The following is a 19,012-nucleotide window of genomic DNA, read 5'->3' as shown; positions in this document are numbered from 1 at the left end:
CTCAAAATTACATGTGACAGAAGTGAATGCGAATGGAATATGAGGCAGTCATCGGCCTTGAAGTACATGCGGAACTATCCACCAAATCGAAGTTATTTTGCTCCTGCACCACAGAGTTTGGCGGCCGGCCCAATACCCACTGCTGCCCGGTATGCCTCGGCATGCCGGGAACATTGCCGGCGCTCAACCGCAAAGCCATAGAATATACCATAAAAGCCGGGTTGGCTACAAACTGTACCATATCCCGTTTTACCAAGCAGGACCGCAAGAACTATTTCTATCCCGACCTGCCAAAGGGATACCAGATATCCCAGTACGATCTGCCGCTATGTAAAAATGGGTATGTCGAAATCGAGACCGAAAACGGAAAGAAAAAAATACGCATAAATAGAATCCACTTAGAAGAAGATGCCGGTAAGCTGGTACACAGCGAATATGGCCACAACTCATATGTGGATTACAACCGCACGGGGGTGCCGCTCATCGAGGTAGTGAGTGAACCCGACATATCCTCAGCTGCCGAAGCAAAAGCCTACCTTGAGAAGCTAAAGGCCATACTTCAATTCATCGGGGTTTCCGACTGCAAGATGGAGGAAGGTTCCCTGCGAGCCGACGTGAATATCTCCATTCGTCCCAAAGGTTCCAAAGAATTGGGCGAAAGGACTGAAATGAAAAATTTAAACTCTTTCCGCGCAATCTATAGGGCCATCGAAGCCGAAGTGGCCCGTCAGATAGAAGTGGTAAGATCTGGTGGCACGATACAGAGGGAGACCAGGCGCTGGGATGACGCCAAAGGTAAAAGTTATCCCATGAGGAGCAAGGAAGATGCACAAGATTACAGGTATTTCCCAGAACCCGACTTGCCTCCGTTGATCATCAAAGAAGAGCTCATCCAAAGGCTCAAAAACGAGTTACCCGAGCTGCCCGATGCCAGAAAACAGAGGTATATGACGGAATACGGGCTGCCCGAATACGACGCGGGGGTGTTGACCTCTTCCAAGGAGCTGTCCGACTTCTTTGAAGAAGCGGCAAAGGCAAGCAATAACGTCAAAGCGATCAGCAACTGGGTAATGGGAGACATGCTGCGAATACTCAATGAGAGGAACCTCGAGGTGTCCCAGGTTCCATTCCCGCCGGCATATCTAGCAAAGCTGGTAGCCTTATTGGATAAGGGAGTGATAAACGGCCCCACGGCCAAAAAGGTATTTGAGGAGATGTTTGACAGCGGCAAAGATCCGGAGGCAATAGTCAAGGAGCAGGGCCTGGAGGTGCTGAATGACGAATCGCTCCTCCTCCAAGTAGTAGAAAAGGTAATCCAGGAGAATCCCAATTCGGTGGCCGACTACAAGAAGGGCAAGAAAAAGGCCATTGGCTTCCTGGTAGGCCAGGCCATGAAAGCTACAAAGGGGAAAGCAAACCCACAGCTTTTGAACGAGCTGCTGGTAAAGAAATTAGAAGAGTAAAGCCTAAACGGTGCCTTTCCCCTGGTAGCGCCCTCAACCTTATAGGTTCTGCTTATCAATAATTTTCACATAAATTTTTGAATACTACGACTACAGAATCCTAGATGAGGCAATTTTAAAATTGCCTCTTTTGTTTTTGATGACGCCATAAGAAGCATGCAACAAATAGGAACAAACGCCTATATTGGCTATTTTTGACGCTGTTTTTGATGCCGTTTTAGCGTAATTATTCGAGATGTCGCATAGTAATATAGTAGTTCTCCATGACATTTTTGCCTGCGTGTAATTATCATATGGATTTACTTTACCTGCCTCGTGGAAGCGATATGTATAGCGCTCGAGTATTATATATCCTTCACTTCATTACACCGATTATGCCGCATTCCCACTTTCAACGAGAGCCATCAGTTATGTTGTTGTAGGCTTACCGTACACAAGCGTATAATCTGGAGTAGAGTATTTTTTGTGACATAGAAGCGGTTAATTTTTTACTGCAGAATCCACCTGCAGAAATAAACCAAAAAATTATTAGAGCAACAGGAATTTTTATGATATAATCAACTTACCAATTTCAGCGAATCCAAGCCGTATCCGCGCCCAATCGCCTTTTTGGAAATTAAGCTTGTGGCAAAATCGGACTCTTTCATCCTAGAGAAATAATACGGGAAGAAGGGATTTTTATGACCAAAGCAAAAAAGAGCATGTTAATTCTAGTAGTGTTAATATCGATGTTTGTATCTTTTAGGTCCATATGCTATGCCAACGCTGCTGAACCCCCATCCATTTTGATCATCGTTTCAAATCCGCCACCCGACCTGGATATCAGTATCAAAACGAGCGATACATATGTAAAAGCTAATAAAGTTGATAAGGCTATGGAGAGATACTATACCTTCTACTCTCGCCATTTAAGAGGCGTTGGCGACTACGTTTTTAAAATTACTATAGGGGAGGAAAGCTATCAAATAGCTATAGAAAAACCCCTTAACTCATACAATAACGTCTATACACTAAACTTGAAAGATAGAACATTAACCCCAGGGAAGCTGCCATCAAGGTCGATTATATTAATTTCTATGCGTGTAATTTTAACATTGCTCATAGAAGCCATCATTTTCTGGTTATTTGGGTTTAGGGACAAAAGCCATTGGACTGCTTTTCTCGTAATAAACGTAATGACTCAAGGAGTATTGAATATTTGGATTAACGGCTTCGCCCCCACAGAAAGCTATTTGATATTTAGCCTGGTATTCGGCGAAATATTGGTGTTTATAGCCGAATTATACGCTTTTCTATTCGTCATAAAGGCTCATCGCTTGCGTACAGTTTTTTATGTCGTTACGGCCAATTTGATGAGTTTGATGGCAGGAGGTTATATGATTACAAAATTACCAATTTGATGGACCGTCCGAAATTCTGCTTATAGATGGACAATAAAATTCCATCTCCCAAGAAATTCATAACTATCGTACAATTTTCCCCATACCGTGCCTTTAGGGAACTTTATTTCAAAATAATCTCTCAAAACGATATAAGCGGAATTAGCGATACCAATCAGCCTCACCACTAATTCCGCTATAAACCGGCATTCAGCAATACAAGCTGATATCGAGCATTCATGGAAAAAGCTAAAACGTCGTTTTCGTTTCAAAAAAATTGGAGACAAAATAGTTAGTAATTTGCTATCCCTCTGAAGCGTTCCTGTGCACTACTCCGGTAAAATACAGCCGTTGCTATGATGCCTAACAGCAACAAGCCTATGCTGAGAACGAAGGGCAATACTCTTGAGACCTCGCTTAGCACCCCTCCAATATATCCAAAGGGCATGCTCACCAGCATCACTACGGTCTGGAACAGGGCCATAATCTTGGAACGCTCCTCCGGGTCAGCATGAATGGCCACTAAGGATTCTCTGAGCGTATTCAAAACAGCTCCGCCCAGGGCATCAAAAAGCAAAGAGATCAGCAATATTGCGTATCCCCATACACTGGTATTGGATATAGAGATCAACAGTATACAGCCTAAAATAGAGCTGGCAAAACCCCCGTACAGCGGCCATTTCATTCTGTTTTGATTAATTCGAGAAATAACCGTAAAGAAAAGAACGATTACAAATATATTTCGCACCATCGGGAAAATGGGCAACAGCGCATCAGGTACTCCGATTCGGCGTGAGACTATAATCTGCCAGAAGGTGGTCCCGAGCATACCCACAATCTCTACCAACACGCTTATGATTATTGCAAATATGGTGCCTCTAGAATTTAATATCTTCTGTGCTGCACTTTTATAGCCTGATAGCATTTGACTCCATGACATATTGCGAGACATTTCGCGCTTGATCCTACCAACCTCCGTCTCTGTCGAGAACCTATACAGTATTAGCAGTTTAGCTGTCATGACGACGAAAGCGTTGATATACAGAATTCGCAATGCAGGCACCAGCGTTAACTTGGATACCAGGAATGAAGATATGGGCGCAAACAGCGCCGAAAGATTGCCGCAAATTATGACCCACGAATATATATGGGTTATTCTATCTTTTGGCGCATCCTCTACCAGCAAGCAATTCCAGGATACCATCGTTATCTTCATCATTCCGTTAAACAATGCCGCTACAGCAAAAGACCAAAACCCATGGCTGGAAGCCCATAACAGGCAGGGAAGGCTCCAAGCCAGAAAATCAAATACCGCCGTGCTCTTCCTGCGCCCCATCTTATCGACGATAGCGCCAGAAAAAAAGGCACATATCATTTGAGAAAACATGTAAATTGAAGTTATAATCCCTACCTGCACATCGTTCAAACCTAAAGCAAGCATAAACACCGATGAGTAGGGCAGGCACAGGTTCATGGAAAGCCCCCACAGAGGCTCAGTAAAAACGCAGGCACGGGGATTACCGCGTAGTTCAACAAGCGTACGCAGTAGCTGGTTTTTCATCAATATCCTTTTCACGACAGCTATTCCTCTCCCAAAACCATGAGTTAAAAAATAAAAAATATACAATCGCATCACAGAAGAATATTATCTTTAAAGCCTCAGACAGGATTATATGATATTTTCCATGTAATTTCAACATAAGACTGCAAGCAGATAATAGGTCTGTTTATTAGCATAAAATTATCGCTTATGTTGGGCACACATAAAGAAGCGGTTTATAAGCCGCTTTAACCCCATGTAAACCAAGGCAATAACATTAATCAGTAAACTTACAATGTCGGATATACTACGTTTCTATTCTCCTCGAAAACCACTTGCTATGGTGCATAGCTACTAATACGCATGATCCACGGAAATTTATTTCTACTAATTACTGCAGTCCTTTCCGTTCAGGAGCAGGAGATTCACTTTTAATTTGTACCGAAATTTTGCAACACTTACTTCTAAAGGAGACTAAAAACCTAACACACAAGGAATACATGCAAAAGTATAAGCAATATCTGAGACTCCAGATTCTAAAACAGTGAGAATGCTATTAAATGAAGTGTTAGAGGGATATCGATAAGCTATCAAACAAAAAATAGGCTGTACTTTTTGAACAATCATAACGGTACACCCCTTTACTAATATGCTTACTTATCTCTTACAACACAGCCTTTTGTTTATTTGCTCTGTATAAGCTCCATAAACCTTTTAGCAGCAGCTGTGAGCGGTACATTGCGCAGCTTTATTACGCCAAAATGCCTTGGGGGGATTTTTTCCTTCAAGTTAATCTCAAACAACGCACCTTTTTTTATATACTCCTCTGCAAAATTCCTCACCACGCAAGATATCCCTAAACCCCTGCAGGCAAACTCAACTATCAAATCGCTGGTAGCAAGCTCAAACTCCGGGATCAGGTTCACAGAGTACCGTGAAAGATACTCGTCAATATACCGCCTCGTACTGGTATTCCTCTCCAGCATGATAATGGGATATTCCGCAAGCTCCTTAATGGAAACCTCCCGCCCAGCAAGGTGCCCAAAGCGCTCATTGGCTACAAAGCAGTCCTGTATCTCCATAGCCTCAAACACCTCTAGCGAATCATCATCGGGCAGAGGAAGGCTTACCACGCCAAAATCAATAGCCCCCTTCTTTAAAAATTCCACCGTCTCGGGTGAAGGCCTGTTGGTCACCATTATTTTAACCTTGGGATAAAGCCTGTGAAATTCCTCAAGATATGGCAGCAAGAAATACTTCAACGTCATGTCATTTGCACCGATGCGTATACTGCCTATATCCAGATTTATGGCCTCCATGAACTTGCTTTCGGCCAGCATGATCATGTTGTACCCTTGCTCGATATACTTGAACAGCACCTCGCCTTCGGGAGTCAAGGTAATGCCTTTTGGAGCACGCACAAAGAGCTGGCCTCCCAGCTTGGACTCCAGCTTTTTTATGGCCTGGCTGACAGCAGGCTGGGATATGAATAGCTGCTGAGATGCCCTGGATATGCTGCCCGCTTTTACAACATGATAAAAGATCTTGTAGAGTTCCAGATTTATATCCATCACAAGCCCACCTTCATAAAAGGCATATTTTAAATTAATTTTAAGCCATCATCAATATTTGGTCAAATAATGTTCTATCTCTCATGGGGTGATTTTGGCCCTACGAGTTTTCCCATCCCCTGCGCTTGGCTTCAATATATTTGGTAAAAACATGCTCGCATAGGGTTTCCCTTACCAGTTAGCCTTTCTCCATCTCCTCGAATGGCCTCTTCCAAGTTGTCGTGAGTTTTAATGGTGGGCTTCCCCTCGCTATCGGTCAAAAACAGGAAAAACTCACACTCGGGCCCACGTTGAATCTATCTATCCCATAAAGTTAAAGTTTAGAAAAACAAAAAAGACGCACTCAACAGCTGGTTGTACTCGCCGTTGAGTACGCCTCTATAAACATGCCAATACTGCACGCAATCGCACAACAATTCACATGTTAAATACAATTCACATGTTACACGATATATAATAATAAAGCTTCAAAAATATCAATAAAAATTTTGGGCAGCTTTGTGGCTTATGCAAACCATTAAGCTTTCGATATTGAGCATATATCAATATCTAACGCAATTTCTTCCGTCATTTTTTGCCTTATACATCATGGCATCGGCCCTTTTCAAAATTGAATAGGCCGTATCTCCCTCTTGGTATTCGGCCACGCCAAAGCTGGCAGTCACGCTTTCATTGTTGCCCACTTTCAACTGTATCAGCCTCTGGCGCAGTTCCTCAGCCAATTTAGCCGCATCCTCCAGCTTGGTATTGGGAAGGAGGATTATAAACTCTTCCCCACCCCACCGTGCCAGGGTATCGGTCCTACGAATTCGTCCCTTCACCATATCAACGGTGGCTCTCAATATAAAGTCTCCTACCTGGTGCCCAAAAGAATCATTGAAACTCTTAAATCGATCTATGTCAAACACGATGAGCGAAAAGCTCTCCCCTGCTCGCTGTGCCCGCAAAATTTCCTCTTCAAGCTTTCTAATAAAATATCGGAAATTATAAGCATTAGTCAGGGGATCAGTGATGGACATCTCATAGAGCTGCCTTTCCATCTCCTTCTTTTCGGTTATATCATCCAGTATGAGTTGAGCACCTTTCACCATACCATCCTTATTTAAAAGGGGTTTAATATGAATCCTGAGCCATATGTTTTTCCCCGATTTTGATGTATAGGAGTTCTCCACAGTCTGAGACAAGTTGTTCACCATACACTCCTTCAATTTCTGTGACAGGCCTGACTCAACAAACAGTGGAAATGTAAAGAAGTTTATGTTGCTGATTTCCCCCGCATTCGAAGAGCCGAATATCTCCAAGGCTTTTTTATTTATGTATACGACATTGCCCTCCACATCGCACTTTAAAATACCAATGGGAGCCTCCTGAGCCAGTTCTACATACTGCTTTCTGCTCTCCTCAAGCTCGTCTTCCACCCTTTTCCGTTCAGTGACGTCAATGGCGAACATCATGCAGTATTTGGACCTTCTATACTCAAACAGCTGCAGGTATGCCTCTACATAATACAATGAGCCATCCTTCCTTCTATGAACGGTATCAAGCACCACCCGTTCCTGTTTGCCATGCATCAATCCTTTAATGATTTCCCTCAGCCCTTCTATATCCAGCTGCGGATTTATATCAAATACGGTCATTCCCTCTAGCTCCCGATAGGTGTACCCCAAATTGGCTGTGGCAGCCTTGTTAACCACCACAAACTTAAATGACTCGGGATTAAATATATACAGCTCATTGACGGAAGTTTCAAAAAGGCGCTCAAACATAGTAGCATATACGCTTGCCTCGTGTAGCCTCATAGCCATATCTATCGTAGAAAGCAACGCAATCCGATCAGTATCCTTGAGCACAAATCCATACGCCTTAACCCTTTTGATCTTCTCCATGATCTCCTTTGAAGTGTTGGCGGTAAGAAATACGATTGGTATATCCTGCTGCTTTGATATGATATCCGCCGCCTCAATGCCATCCATTTTCCCGGCCAGCTCTATGTCCATCAAGATCAAATCGGGGATCATGCCCTTCCCTATCCGTTGCACTACTTTTTCCCCAGAAGGCACAACCTCTACTTCAAAGCCGTTTTTAATCAAAAAATCGGACACCATGGCAGCCGTTAAGCGGCTGTCTTCAACCAGCAGGATCCTATTTTTCCCAAGTCTTTCGCCCATATTCCAATTTCATCCCTTTATAAAGTCAACAGATCTTTTGTAATATGGCATTATCCCCCAATCAAATCGAGGGGCATTCGCTATCTAATACATACAATGTCCCGTGTTTTGCGATACCACATGCGATTCCAAAGGGTGATCGGTATTATAAACTGCTTTTCTATCTGATCCCGATTTGCCTTCTTCCTATTTATTATGTCAGCATACTATTATTATGATAGCATACTATCAAACGGTTGTAAACGCTAGAGCAAAGTAGGGATAGTCCATCTCTTCAAAAGAAATAGGAATTATATGCCATAAACCTTGCTATATATAAGCTAAACCATTAATCAAACTAAAAAGGCCATAAAGGTATCCAAAACTTTGAAAATCGGAAGCTAATATACAAAAAAAGATAAAGGTAAGGAGCCAAAAACAGCTTTCAGTTCCTTATCCATTACGCACAAAGGCCATTTATACATTTTATATATGACAAAAGCCGTCATATTCGTACTTTTATTTGAGCACTTCCGTCCTCGGCTTTGATGCAAGTCCCCAGTAAATCCTGAAAATCCCTTATCCCTTCTATGACCTCCACCGGCGTGATGTTGCGGAGCATCACCTTCCACGGCTTTGCAGGGTTATCTACTGCGACGGTGATGACGTCACCCTTCCTTTCGGCCCGCACGCGCATTTCAATCTGCCCGTTAATATTGGGAACCTGCGCCTCCACAGCACTACCATCATCCAGCTGGAATATATGGAAGGTTATATCCCGGGCATAATCGTAATCGGGCCTTACATCGACAGCACCTACCGCCACTATGGAATTGGGCCTCACCCATAGAGGCAGGCTCATATAATCGTATTTCTCCCTTACCCATCGCCCGCCGTCCATTACCCGCCCGTCTAAAAGGTGAGTCCATCTCCCTTCAGGAAGGTAATATTGGGCTATTCCTTTATCGTTGAATATGGGAGCCACCAACAGAGCCTCGCCAAGCATGTATTGCAGATCGAGATAGCTGCACGTGGGGTCATCGGGAAACTCAAGCAGCATGCTCCTCAGCACAGGAATACCTTTTTGAGAAGCCTCACAGGCAGCAGCATATAGATAAGGCATCAATCTGCATTTTAGCTTTGTAAAATGCCTTACCACGTCCACCGCCTCTTCATCAAACAGCCAGGGCACCCTATAGGAACTGCTGCCGTGCAAACGGCTGTGGGAGGATAGGAGCCCAAAGGCCGCCCACCTCTTGTACAGGTCGGGCGTAGCGGTGTGTTCAAAACCGCTAATGTCATGGCTCCAAAAACCAAAGCCCGACATACCAAGGGATAGGCCCCCCCTCAGAGTCTCAGCCATGGACTCATAGGTGGCCGTACAGTCTCCTCCCCAATGAACCGGGAACTGCTGGCTGCCTGCCGTTGCCGACCTGGCAAACAGGCACGCTCCGCCTTTGCCATACTTCTCCTCCAGCACCTCAAATACCGTTTTGTTGTAGAGATAGGTGTAATAGTTATGCATCTTTACCGGATCCGACCCGTCATAATACACCACATCGGTGGGTATCCTCTCGCCAAAGTCGGTCTTAAACGCGTCCACGCCCATATCCAGCAATCGCCTCAATTTAGACTTAAACCACTCTCGCGCTTCTGGATTAGTAAAGTCTACCAGAGCCATGCCGGCCTGCCACATATCCCACTGCCATACATCGCCATTGGGCCTCTTTAGAAGATAACCGTGCTTCATTCCTTCCTCAAACAGCCTGGAGCGCTGCGCAATATATGGGTTAATCCACACACATATCTTAAGCCCTCTTTCTTTTAGCCTCTTGAGCATCCCCTCCGGATCAGGGAATACCCTCTCATCCCATTCAAAATCGCACCAGTGGAATTCCTTCATCCAGAAGCAGTCAAAGTGGAACACATGCAGAGGGATATCCCTTTCGTCCATGCCGTCGATAAAGCTGGTGACGGTCTTTTCATCATAGCTGGTGGTAAAAGAGGTAGTAAGCCAGAGCCCAAAAGACCAGGCCGGCGGCAGGGCCGGTTTGCCGGTAAGGTCAGTATACCTCTCAAGCACTTTTTTGGGTTCCGGGCCGTAGATTATGAAATATTCGAGGTATTCACCCGGTACGCTGAACTGCACACGGCTTACCTTTTCGGAGGCAATTTCGAACGATACCTTCTCGGGGTGATTGACAAACACCCCATACCCTTGATTGGTCATATAAAATGGGACGTTCTTGTAGGCTAGCTCGCTGTTGGTACCACCATCTTCGTTCCACATATCCACCGTTTGTCCGTTCTTTACAAAAGGAGTAAACCGCTCTCCCAGCCCATACACGCATTCCCCCACTTTGAGCAGCAGCTGCTCGTGCACGTACGTTTCACCGCTGTCCATGACTATATAGCCCATATTCTTGAAGCTGCTCTCGGTTATCAGTTCATCATCCCGCCCCAGGAACTCAACCCGCCAGTCTCCACGCTTTCTTATGCGCACTTTAAGCTGTCCGGAAGCCAGCCAGGCGTATTCATCGTCATCCTTGATTTCCGCTTTTACATAGGGCTTTTCATTGATATTGAAAAACGGGGGCTTTTCAACCTTTCCTTTATGATGGCATATCTTTACTCTAATCACGTTCTCCATGGGCGAGCTAAACTCTATCGTAAATAACAGGCAATCCAGGGTATCGCTCCTATGCCTTATGTGCCTGCATGGGGCGTACACTATGAGTAAATTGTCCTTTATTTCCACGTCATGTACCTCTGCAGGGAAATAAGCCTTGAGCCCTTCCCGCATCAGCCAGTAGCCATTTGTAAACTTCATGGAATCCTCCTCTCCGAGCAAGAAGTCCCATACCCTTTTTTGTATATACCTTAGCAGTAAACGCTTCTCAAAAGCATAGCATTCTTCTTTTCAAAAAGCCATCAACAGCATAGAGCAATTATAAATTATATAGGATTAGACCAATACTTCTGTTAAGCCATCATCCCTACTAAAATTTTCAGCCAGAAAAACATCCTTTTATCTGCTATAGGAAGCCAAACAAGCTTTACTTTTGCCCATAGTAGGCATTAGGCCCATGCTTGCGCAAAAAATGCTTATCGAGCAGCACTTGATCAATGGCCTTCACATTGGGAGATAAAACTAATGTACGGAAAGCCATCTTGGCCACCTCTTCCATTACCACCGCATTGTGAACCGCTTCATGGGGATCCTTGCCCCAGCTGAAGGGCCCGTGATTTTTAACCAGTACGCCGGGCACGTGGAGTGGATTTATCCCCCTTGTCCTAAAGGTTTCAACTATGACGTTTCCGGTTTCAGCCTCATAGCCCCTCTGTATCTCCTCAGCAGTCATGTCACGGGTACATGGTATCTCCCCGTAAAAATAATCGGCATGGGTGGTGCCCAGAGCTGGAATCCCGCGCCCAGCCTGCGCCCAACTGGTTGCCCATGACGAATGTGTATGTACCACACCCCCAATTTCAGGAAAAGCGCGGTACAGCACCAGATGCGTAGGAGTATCGGATGAAGGCCTGAGCTTTCCTTCCACCTGATTCCCATCAAGGTCCACTACCACCAGGTCTTCCAGCTTCAACTCTTCATAAGGAACACCGCTTGGCTTTATGACCACCAAGCCCTCTTCCCTTGATATGCCGCTGACATTACCCCAGGTATAAATAACCAGGCCTCGACGAGGAAGTTCTAAATTGGCCTCAAGTACTGCTTCTTTGAGCCATTTAAGCATATGTACATCACTCCTTTATATTCCTCTCATTTATATTCTCATAGGAAAGTTGCCTTAAGATATCAAATACAAGGACAATTCTATTCCCATGAATGGAATACGGGTGGAAACTCCTTAAACTCGACTTTTCCTCTACATATCTCCTTCAGCATTTTGCAAAGATCATCCCAGTCTATGGGCGTGATAACCTGCATGGTGACCTTATCGCTGTACTTCACATCAATAAGATGTACACCCTTCTGACGTAAAAAGTATTCTACCTGTCCAATATAAGAGTAGTCCACCGATATAACTCCGCTGGGGCTTAATACCATACGCCTTGTTCCAGCCTCATTTAAAACCTCAACAGCCGCCCTCGAATAGGCCCTAACTAAACCATTGGCACCCAGCTTTATCCCACCGAAATAACGGGTTACCACTACCAATACATTCTTTAATCCCCTGCTCTGTATAACTTGCAATATCGGCATCCCAGCGGTACCGCTAGGCTCACCGTCATCGTTAAAACGCTGGCTCAAAGTTTCCTGGGCTACCACATAGGCGTAACAATGATGGGTGGCATCAGGAAACTCCGATTTTACCTCCTGAAGCTTTTCAAGGGCTTCCTGCTCAGAGCTGATATGAAATGCATCGCCAATAAATCTGGATTTCTGTATTATAATTTCATGCCGTGCTCTCTGTTTTATAGTATAGTATTGTTTGACCACGTCTACCATGCCCTTCATTGTTATATCAATATCATTCCAAACCTTTCTACATAATCATGGTAACATATCTGCAGACAACTGTAAATATCGGGTTGAAATCAAGTTTATAATCCATTAAACTTAGAACATATAAAAAATTCACTACATTTGACTAAAAGAGGGAGGGAGCAGACCATGACCAAAGAAGAGATGATTGAGCGGGCGAAGGAACATTTTGGAAAGCTCATTGAAGAACAGTTAGAGAGAATAGAAAGGATGAAGCAGGATCAAGACTTCATAGATTACAGCAAGTTGCCCACAATAGTCATCGGCATAGTCGGCGGTGATGGCATAGGCCCGTATATCACTTCCCAAGCTCAAAGGGTATTGGAATCCTTGCTTCAAGACGAGATAAAGGAAGGCAAGATAGCCTTTAAAGTCATAGACGGTCTCACTATCGAAAACCGCGCCAGGCATAACAAGGCCATCCCCGACGATGTACTGGAAGAGCTCAAGCAGTGTCACGTAATACTCAAAGGCCCTACCACCACGCCAAGAGCTGGAGACCCATGGCCCAACATAGAAAGCGCCAATGTGGCCATGAGAAAAGAGCTAGACCTTTTTGCCAACGTAAGGCCCGTAAAGATCCCCCAGGAAGGCATAAATTGGACCTTCTTCCGCGAGAACACTGAGGGTGCCTATGCCGTTGGCAACAAAGGCATCCACGTCAACCAAGACCTGGCCATAGACTTTACCATAACCACCTATGAAGGGTCCTACAGAATCCTTAAAGCCGCTTTTGATTATGCCCGCAAGACCGGTTTAAACAAGGTAACAGTGGTGACAAAAGCCAATGTGGTTAAAACCACAGATGGAAAGTTCCTGGACATAGCCCGTGAAGTGGCCAAGGAATACCCCGATGTCGAATGGGATGACTGGTACATCGACATCATGACCGCAAAGCTTTTAGACCCCAAGCGCAGAACGCAATTTAAAGTTATAGTTTTGCCCAATCTGTATGGGGATATATTAACTGATGAAGCTGCCGAATTGCAGGGAGGAGTAGGCACCGCCGGAAGCGCTAACATCGGAAAGCGCTATGCCATGTTTGAGGCCATACACGGCTCGGCTCCGCGCATGGTGGAGGAGGGGCGTACGCAATACGCCGACCCCAGCAGCATAATCCGCGCTGCAGGCATGCTTCTTGAACACATAGGATACAGGGATAAAGCCAGAAAGCTGGATATGGCGCTGGATATCTGTGGAACGTACGAGAAAAAGCTGGTCATAACCGGCAGGGATACAGGAGCCACAGGCGCTCAGTTTACCGATTACATCATGGAAACGCTCAATGATGCCAACCTGGAAAATCGCTGGTTAGAATATACAAAGGGTTGAAAAAGTAGAAACTGTTATGCGTCCATATGTTTGCAATTCCAATAGGCCAGAACCGAGATGTCTGGCCTATTTTTATGCCATAAAGAGAACAATGCTTTTTCCAATATTGTAGACAAAAATTTGGCTAAAGTTTAATAAAAATTACCTATTTACAAAGGCATTGATAAAATGCTATTATATAGAAAACTTTAGATTTTGCTAAAATATTTATAATAATACTTTTGACGTGGGTGATAGAAATATGAAGCATATACAGGATCTCAACCAAGGAATGGAAGTATTCAAAGCCCTTTCCTCAGAAATACGGCTTAAAATAATTCAGCTGTTAGTGCAGCATAAGCATCTCAACATGAATGAGATGGCTGAAATGCTGGGCATAACAAATGGGGCCTTAACAGCTCATATAAGAATATTATCCAAATGTGGTCTGGTGGATGTCCAATTAATGCCAGGAAAAAGAGGATTGCAAAAAGTTTGTCATCTAAAGGAAGATAAACTGCTGATTGAACTGGCATCTAATATCAGGCTTGAACAAATGTATCAAGGCGAAATCGATGTAGGACATTTCACCGCCTATCAAGTATACCCGACCTGTGGAATAGCGACAAAAGATCACATTATAGGCGAAGTGGACGACCCCCGATACTTTGATGACCCGGAACGGGTAGATGCCGGTATACTATGGTTTACAAAAGGCTTTGTAGAATATCGAATTCCCAACTATTTGAAACCATGGCAAAAAGCTGTAGAGCTGCAATTTTCTATGGAGCTTTCTTCTGAAGCCCCGGGCATCTGCGAAGATTGGCCCAGCGATATACATTTTTCTATCAACGGCATACCGCTGGGTTATTGGACCAGTCCAGGAGATTTCGGAGCCGTTCGAGGGTTATATACGCCAGTTTGGTGGTTTCCCAACTGGAACCAGTACGGCCTTTTAAAACTTCTTTCAATAAACTCTGAAGGTACCTTCATCGATGGTAAATGGATTTCCGATACAACCATCGAAAAGCTCAATATCAACCATAAAAGCGATATAATCCTTAGAATATCAGTACCCGATACGGCCGAAAACATAGGGGGCGTCACCATCTTTGGGAGGGGCTTTGGAAACTACAATCAGGGAATTAAATTCCGCATCATATTTGAAAACCAGACCAATGGCTCACAGAGCAATGGATCAACGGAAAATTCTAAATAAAGATAATATAAGCAGGTCAAACCCTTTAATTTAACCTGCTTACATTATCTATTTTGAAAAGAATGCTCAGTTAAAATTGCATAAAAGCTTCAATGGCAAATGAATACAAAAAGAAAAGAGTAGGGCATCAACATGGCCCTACTCTTTTTATCGCTTAAAATTATCCTTTTAACATTATTTGTAATTCTCAAAGGCCTTCATAGCCTCTCTATTGGCAGCATTTGCCTTTTCGTTTAACTCATCCACCAAATCGTGAGGATCTACGCCTCCATTGAAAATTGAATCCTCTACGCCAGCATATGCCTCTGCCAAGAAAGTGCTAAAACCTGGAATTGTAGTTCCACCGTAAGGAATGGGGTATTTACAATTCTCTAAGCAGTAATCAAACCATGGAGCCCTGCCATAAGGATCATCTTCTCCCGGGAAGAACTGCCTTATTTCTTTCCATACTGTCTCACTTAAAGTAATCGGCAGAGCATCGACAGATAGCGCAGAACCATCGGGATTGGTCAAAGTCTTGTACGCTTCGATCTTGGCCATCCAGCCTTCCTCACCCCAGTTCATAAACTTGAGCAATTCATAAGCTTCCCTGGGATGCTCTGTTGAAGAGGAAATACCACCGAAGTCAAGGGTTGCCATTCTCTTCTGACTCTTTGAACCTTCCACTCTGGGAACAAGATATGGAACATATATAAGCCCTTTCTCCAAGTAGGTATCTCTTGCGAACAGATTATTAAAGGTCCACCAGGCATCAAATTGGAAAGCGATCTTACCGGAGTCAGCAGCCCACATATTCCTATCTCCAAATGCAGCTTCTGCCTCATCAGAGCCATATGGCGGCGCATGATACCCACCATTTACCAGCTCTGCTTCTTGCTGTATCCCATCAGCCCAATATTCAAAGTGGTAGGATTGGCCATCCCAACCAAACTCACCCCAACAATCGTCAAACGCCGAAACTGGGTACCAGGTTACGATTCTCCTGTATTGATTAAATCCATATATTCCCTTTTCGGGTATAGTCATCTTCTTAACATATTCAATCATCTCTTCCCATGTCCAATCCATAGGAGGCATTTCTACATTCAATTGCTCGAACAGTGCCTTGTTTGCGAAAATAATTTCAGGGAAGAACTTAACAGGCGTTGCCCATTTCCTGTCGGTACCATAGTAGCCGAACTTGCATTCATTAATGGTATACAAAACGTTTTCCGCTTCTGGGTCATTTTCCCAGTACTCCGTCATATCCCCCAGAAGCTGATTGTGAATTGCAAAATCGCATTCGCCCAATATCCAGAAAGCATCAGGCATTCTATCGGTAGCAATAAAGTTTAATAGGGCATCATTGTATCCATCCAGCGGAAGAGTTACTACCTCTACCTTTATGTTGGGGTACTTCTCCATGAACTTCTGAGCCAAAAACGTTGTGAGAACTTCGTTTTCCCAGGAAGCATAGATTAGGGTTATCTCCTCTGTAGTCATAGGCGGGAGAGACTTTTCAACTGTTTTCCCTCCATCTTGTTCGGTACCGCTCTCATCTGTAGAAGGAGCAGTATCCTGGTTGCCAGGTTCGGTGACAGAAGTATCCGTTTTATCGTCTTTCTTGCCACAAGCTGTTAATAAAGTAAAACTCAATACAAAAACCAATAACAGACAGAGCAGCTTTTTGATTTTTAACATATACATATCCTCCTCCTTATTTTAAATTTTATAATAAAGAGGTTACATAACCCCTTTATTACTCCCCTGTAATACCCGTTCTGTCTACGCTTTCAACAAAGTACTTTTGTAAAAACACGTACATAATCAATAGGGGCAATATACTTAAAAATGTACCTGCCATTTTAATAGACTCATTGATATTTCTTAATTGTTCCTGGTTGTTTCGATTATACTGAGCATAAATATCTTCAAAATTCTTAAGCTCTACAACCAGAGAAGTCCATTGGCTTGTCCTTCCACTTCCTAACCCAGTCACAAACATAGAAGTCAAATACGATTCATTCCAATACCATACAAAAGAAAACAGAAATACAACCAATATAGCCGGGGCTGCAGAAGGCACTGCAATCCTCAAAAAAGTCCTTATGTTGCCTGCACCGTCAATTTGCGCGGCTTCAATTAATGATTGCGGCATCTGTCTGAAAAATTGATAGAATATCAATATAAATATTTGCGCATTCAAACCTTGACCAAATAAAGCCGATAAATTAAATGCATTTAAACTGCCGATTAGCCCCAATTTAGTATACAGCTGATAGGTAGGCATCATAGTAACCTGTTTAGGTAATATGAAAGAAAATATAAGTATCAGCATCATTAGCCTTTTCCCTTTAAAATCAAATCTTGCAAATCCATATCCTATTACGGCACAAGAAGCCACTTGAATTAACGTGGGAACACCCGCAATGATAATGCTGTCCAAAAATGCTTTCCAGAAATCCATCGCTTTGGCAGCATTCACATAGTTATCTATATAAAATTCAGAAGGTATCCAGTTTATCGACACATCCAGCAAGTCATCCAACGACATAAGACTGGTACTGATCATATAAAGCAGAGGATAAAGGTATATAAATCCAATAATTATTAGCAAAAAATATCTAAATACTCTATGAATAAATCCTTCTCTATCATTGGTCCCTTTTAAAAATTTTACTATTTTTTCTCTTCTTCTCTCAAACTCTTTTGCTCTCGCTATGGTGGCTATATTTTTACTCATTTCCAATTTCATCTCACAATGGCCCCCCTACCTAGAAACTTTGCTAGCTTGGCACGCCTAGCTTGCCTTGCTCTTAGCCTTCTCCTCTCTCTTTCTCTCTTGGCGGCCATTTTCATTTCCCGTTTTATCTCGGCTTGATAGGTATCTTTATTCCTCAAAACAAGTGTCCACAAACCAACTATAGCCAATACCACTACAGAATACATCCAAGCCTTTGCTGAAGCAAACCCAAACCCTCTATTTACCGCAAACATGTCATTGTATATAGAGTTAATTATTACGTTTTGCTCATTGCTCGAAATATAAATGACTGTATACACTGAATTCAGTAAAATTATTGGCTTAATGGTTGGCAATGTAATTTTCCAGAAACACTCCCATCCTGATCCTCCGTCAATCTTTGCAGCTTCATATAGTGAATTATCTATTTTTTGTAAAGACGCAAGAAATATTAATATTTGTACTCCCGAATACCAAAGGATAAGAATCATATTATTAAACAAATTAACAAATGGCTCTGCTAAAAAACCTGGCAACATTTCATTCAATACCCGGCTTATAGCAGTTACATTCATTGCAGGTATACTGGTTGCGCCCTGGTCTGCCAACTCTCCCATCACAGGACCGCTGACAATAATAACAGGAAGAAAATATATTGTCCTGAACAAGCCTTTCCCTTTAAACTTCCCATTCAGTAATATAGCCATAATCAAAGCAAATACTACAATAACCGGAACCGAAATTAAAGTATTTAACAAATAGCCTATTAAATCCTCTACAAAGTATACATCCACCCTGAATATATCTGTATAATTTCGTATTCCAATAAAATCGAATATTCTCCCTCTGGGCGAAACTTTCACCCGGCAGAGCGAGTAATAAAAGGACTGAGCTAGTGGGATAATCAAAAACATCAAAACTCCTATTATCCAAGGCGATACAAATAGATATCCTGCAAGGGCTTCTCTCCTTCTTAAAGCTCTCTGTTTTTTCTTGCTGCCCAACCATTTAAATTTCATTTAATTTTCACCTACCCCATAAACCTTATAAGACATTGGCTCAATGACCGTTTCACCTACTTTTATGGATTTATCCTTATTGTAATTGATATATATCTTCACACCATTATCATAGCAAACAACGGTCAGCCCACTGG

The 19,012-nt window shown here is 43.2% G+C and carries 13 protein-coding genes; 4 read left to right on the top strand and 9 right to left on the bottom strand.

Annotation, left to right across the window (positions count from 1 at the left end; all coding sequences use genetic code 11):
* Nucleotides 1-32 precede the first annotated feature (32 nt).
* Nucleotides 33-1,463, top strand: a complete 1,431-nt coding sequence (gene gatB / locus FWJ59_RS02780) for an Asp-tRNA(Asn)/Glu-tRNA(Gln) amidotransferase subunit GatB (protein WP_414480467.1) — start codon at nt 33-35, stop codon at nt 1,461-1,463.
* A 680-nt stretch (nt 1,464-2,143) separates the two neighbouring features.
* Nucleotides 2,144-2,863 carry a hypothetical protein gene (locus tag FWJ59_RS02775; protein ID WP_414480466.1) on the top strand — a complete coding sequence of 240 codons (720 nt, stop codon included), beginning with the start codon at nt 2,144-2,146 and terminating at the stop codon, nt 2,861-2,863.
* A 271-nt stretch (nt 2,864-3,134) separates the two neighbouring features.
* Here FWJ59_RS02775 and FWJ59_RS02770 read toward each other — a convergent pair whose 3' ends face one another.
* The 6 genes from FWJ59_RS02770 to FWJ59_RS02745 form a co-directional block, all read right to left on the bottom strand.
* Nucleotides 3,135-4,418, bottom strand: a complete 1,284-nt coding sequence (locus FWJ59_RS02770) for an MFS transporter (RefSeq protein WP_414480465.1) — start codon at nt 4,416-4,418, stop codon at nt 3,135-3,137.
* Nucleotides 4,419-5,065: 647 nt separating this feature from the next.
* Nucleotides 5,066-5,953 (bottom strand): LysR family transcriptional regulator, encoded by an 888-nt coding sequence (locus FWJ59_RS02765; protein ID WP_414480464.1) that lies wholly within the window; start codon nt 5,951-5,953, stop codon nt 5,066-5,068.
* A 542-nt stretch (nt 5,954-6,495) separates the two neighbouring features.
* Entirely contained in the window at nt 6,496-8,121 is a 1,626-nt protein-coding gene (locus FWJ59_RS02760) for a diguanylate cyclase (RefSeq protein ID WP_414480463.1), read from the bottom strand.
* Between the two features lie 484 nt (nt 8,122-8,605).
* The gene (yicI, locus tag FWJ59_RS02755) at nt 8,606-10,930 is read right to left on the bottom strand and encodes an alpha-xylosidase (protein ID WP_414480462.1); all 2,325 of its coding nucleotides are present in this window, start codon (nt 10,928-10,930) and stop codon (nt 8,606-8,608) included.
* Nucleotides 10,931-11,156: 226 nt separating this feature from the next.
* Complete coding sequence (gene araD, locus FWJ59_RS02750) at nt 11,157-11,852, bottom strand: L-ribulose-5-phosphate 4-epimerase (RefSeq protein ID WP_414480461.1); 696 nt, start codon at nt 11,850-11,852, stop codon at nt 11,157-11,159.
* An 80-nt stretch (nt 11,853-11,932) separates the two neighbouring features.
* On the bottom strand, nt 11,933-12,577 hold the full coding sequence (locus FWJ59_RS02745) for a YigZ family protein (RefSeq protein ID WP_414480460.1): 645 nt from the start codon (nt 12,575-12,577) through the stop codon (nt 11,933-11,935).
* Nucleotides 12,578-12,733: 156 nt separating this feature from the next.
* Here FWJ59_RS02745 and FWJ59_RS02740 point away from each other — a divergent pair, with 156 nt between their 5' ends.
* Nucleotides 12,734-13,936 (top strand): isocitrate/isopropylmalate family dehydrogenase, encoded by a 1,203-nt coding sequence (locus FWJ59_RS02740; protein WP_414480459.1) that lies wholly within the window; start codon nt 12,734-12,736, stop codon nt 13,934-13,936.
* Between the two features lie 241 nt (nt 13,937-14,177).
* On the top strand, nt 14,178-15,134 hold the full coding sequence (locus FWJ59_RS02735) for an ArsR/SmtB family transcription factor (protein ID WP_414480458.1): 957 nt from the start codon (nt 14,178-14,180) through the stop codon (nt 15,132-15,134).
* Nucleotides 15,135-15,308: 174 nt separating this feature from the next.
* On the opposite strand, the gene FWJ59_RS02730 is transcribed toward FWJ59_RS02735, so the two are convergent.
* The 3 genes from FWJ59_RS02730 to FWJ59_RS02720 are packed head-to-tail and all read right to left on the bottom strand — an operon-like array spanning nt 15,309 to nt 18,875.
* Nucleotides 15,309-16,814: an ABC transporter substrate-binding protein gene (locus FWJ59_RS02730; protein WP_414480457.1), complete on the bottom strand. Its 1,506-nt coding sequence runs from the start codon at nt 16,812-16,814 to the stop codon at nt 15,309-15,311.
* A 58-nt stretch (nt 16,815-16,872) separates the two neighbouring features.
* Nucleotides 16,873-17,868 (bottom strand): carbohydrate ABC transporter permease, encoded by a 996-nt coding sequence (locus FWJ59_RS02725; protein ID WP_414480456.1) that lies wholly within the window; start codon nt 17,866-17,868, stop codon nt 16,873-16,875.
* Nucleotides 17,865-18,875 (bottom strand): carbohydrate ABC transporter permease, encoded by a 1,011-nt coding sequence (locus tag FWJ59_RS02720; protein WP_414480455.1) that lies wholly within the window; start codon nt 18,873-18,875, stop codon nt 17,865-17,867. Before FWJ59_RS02720 ends, FWJ59_RS02725 begins: the two co-directional genes overlap by 4 nt.
* Nucleotides 18,876-19,012 lie beyond the last annotated feature (137 nt).

It is taken from the genome of Caldicoprobacter sp. (genome assembly GCF_047459465.1).
Lineage (GTDB): Bacteria > Bacillota > Clostridia > Caldicoprobacterales > Caldicoprobacteraceae > Caldicoprobacter.
Note: the sequence above shows the minus strand (reverse complement) of the source record. Positions and strands in the feature narration are given on the sequence as shown.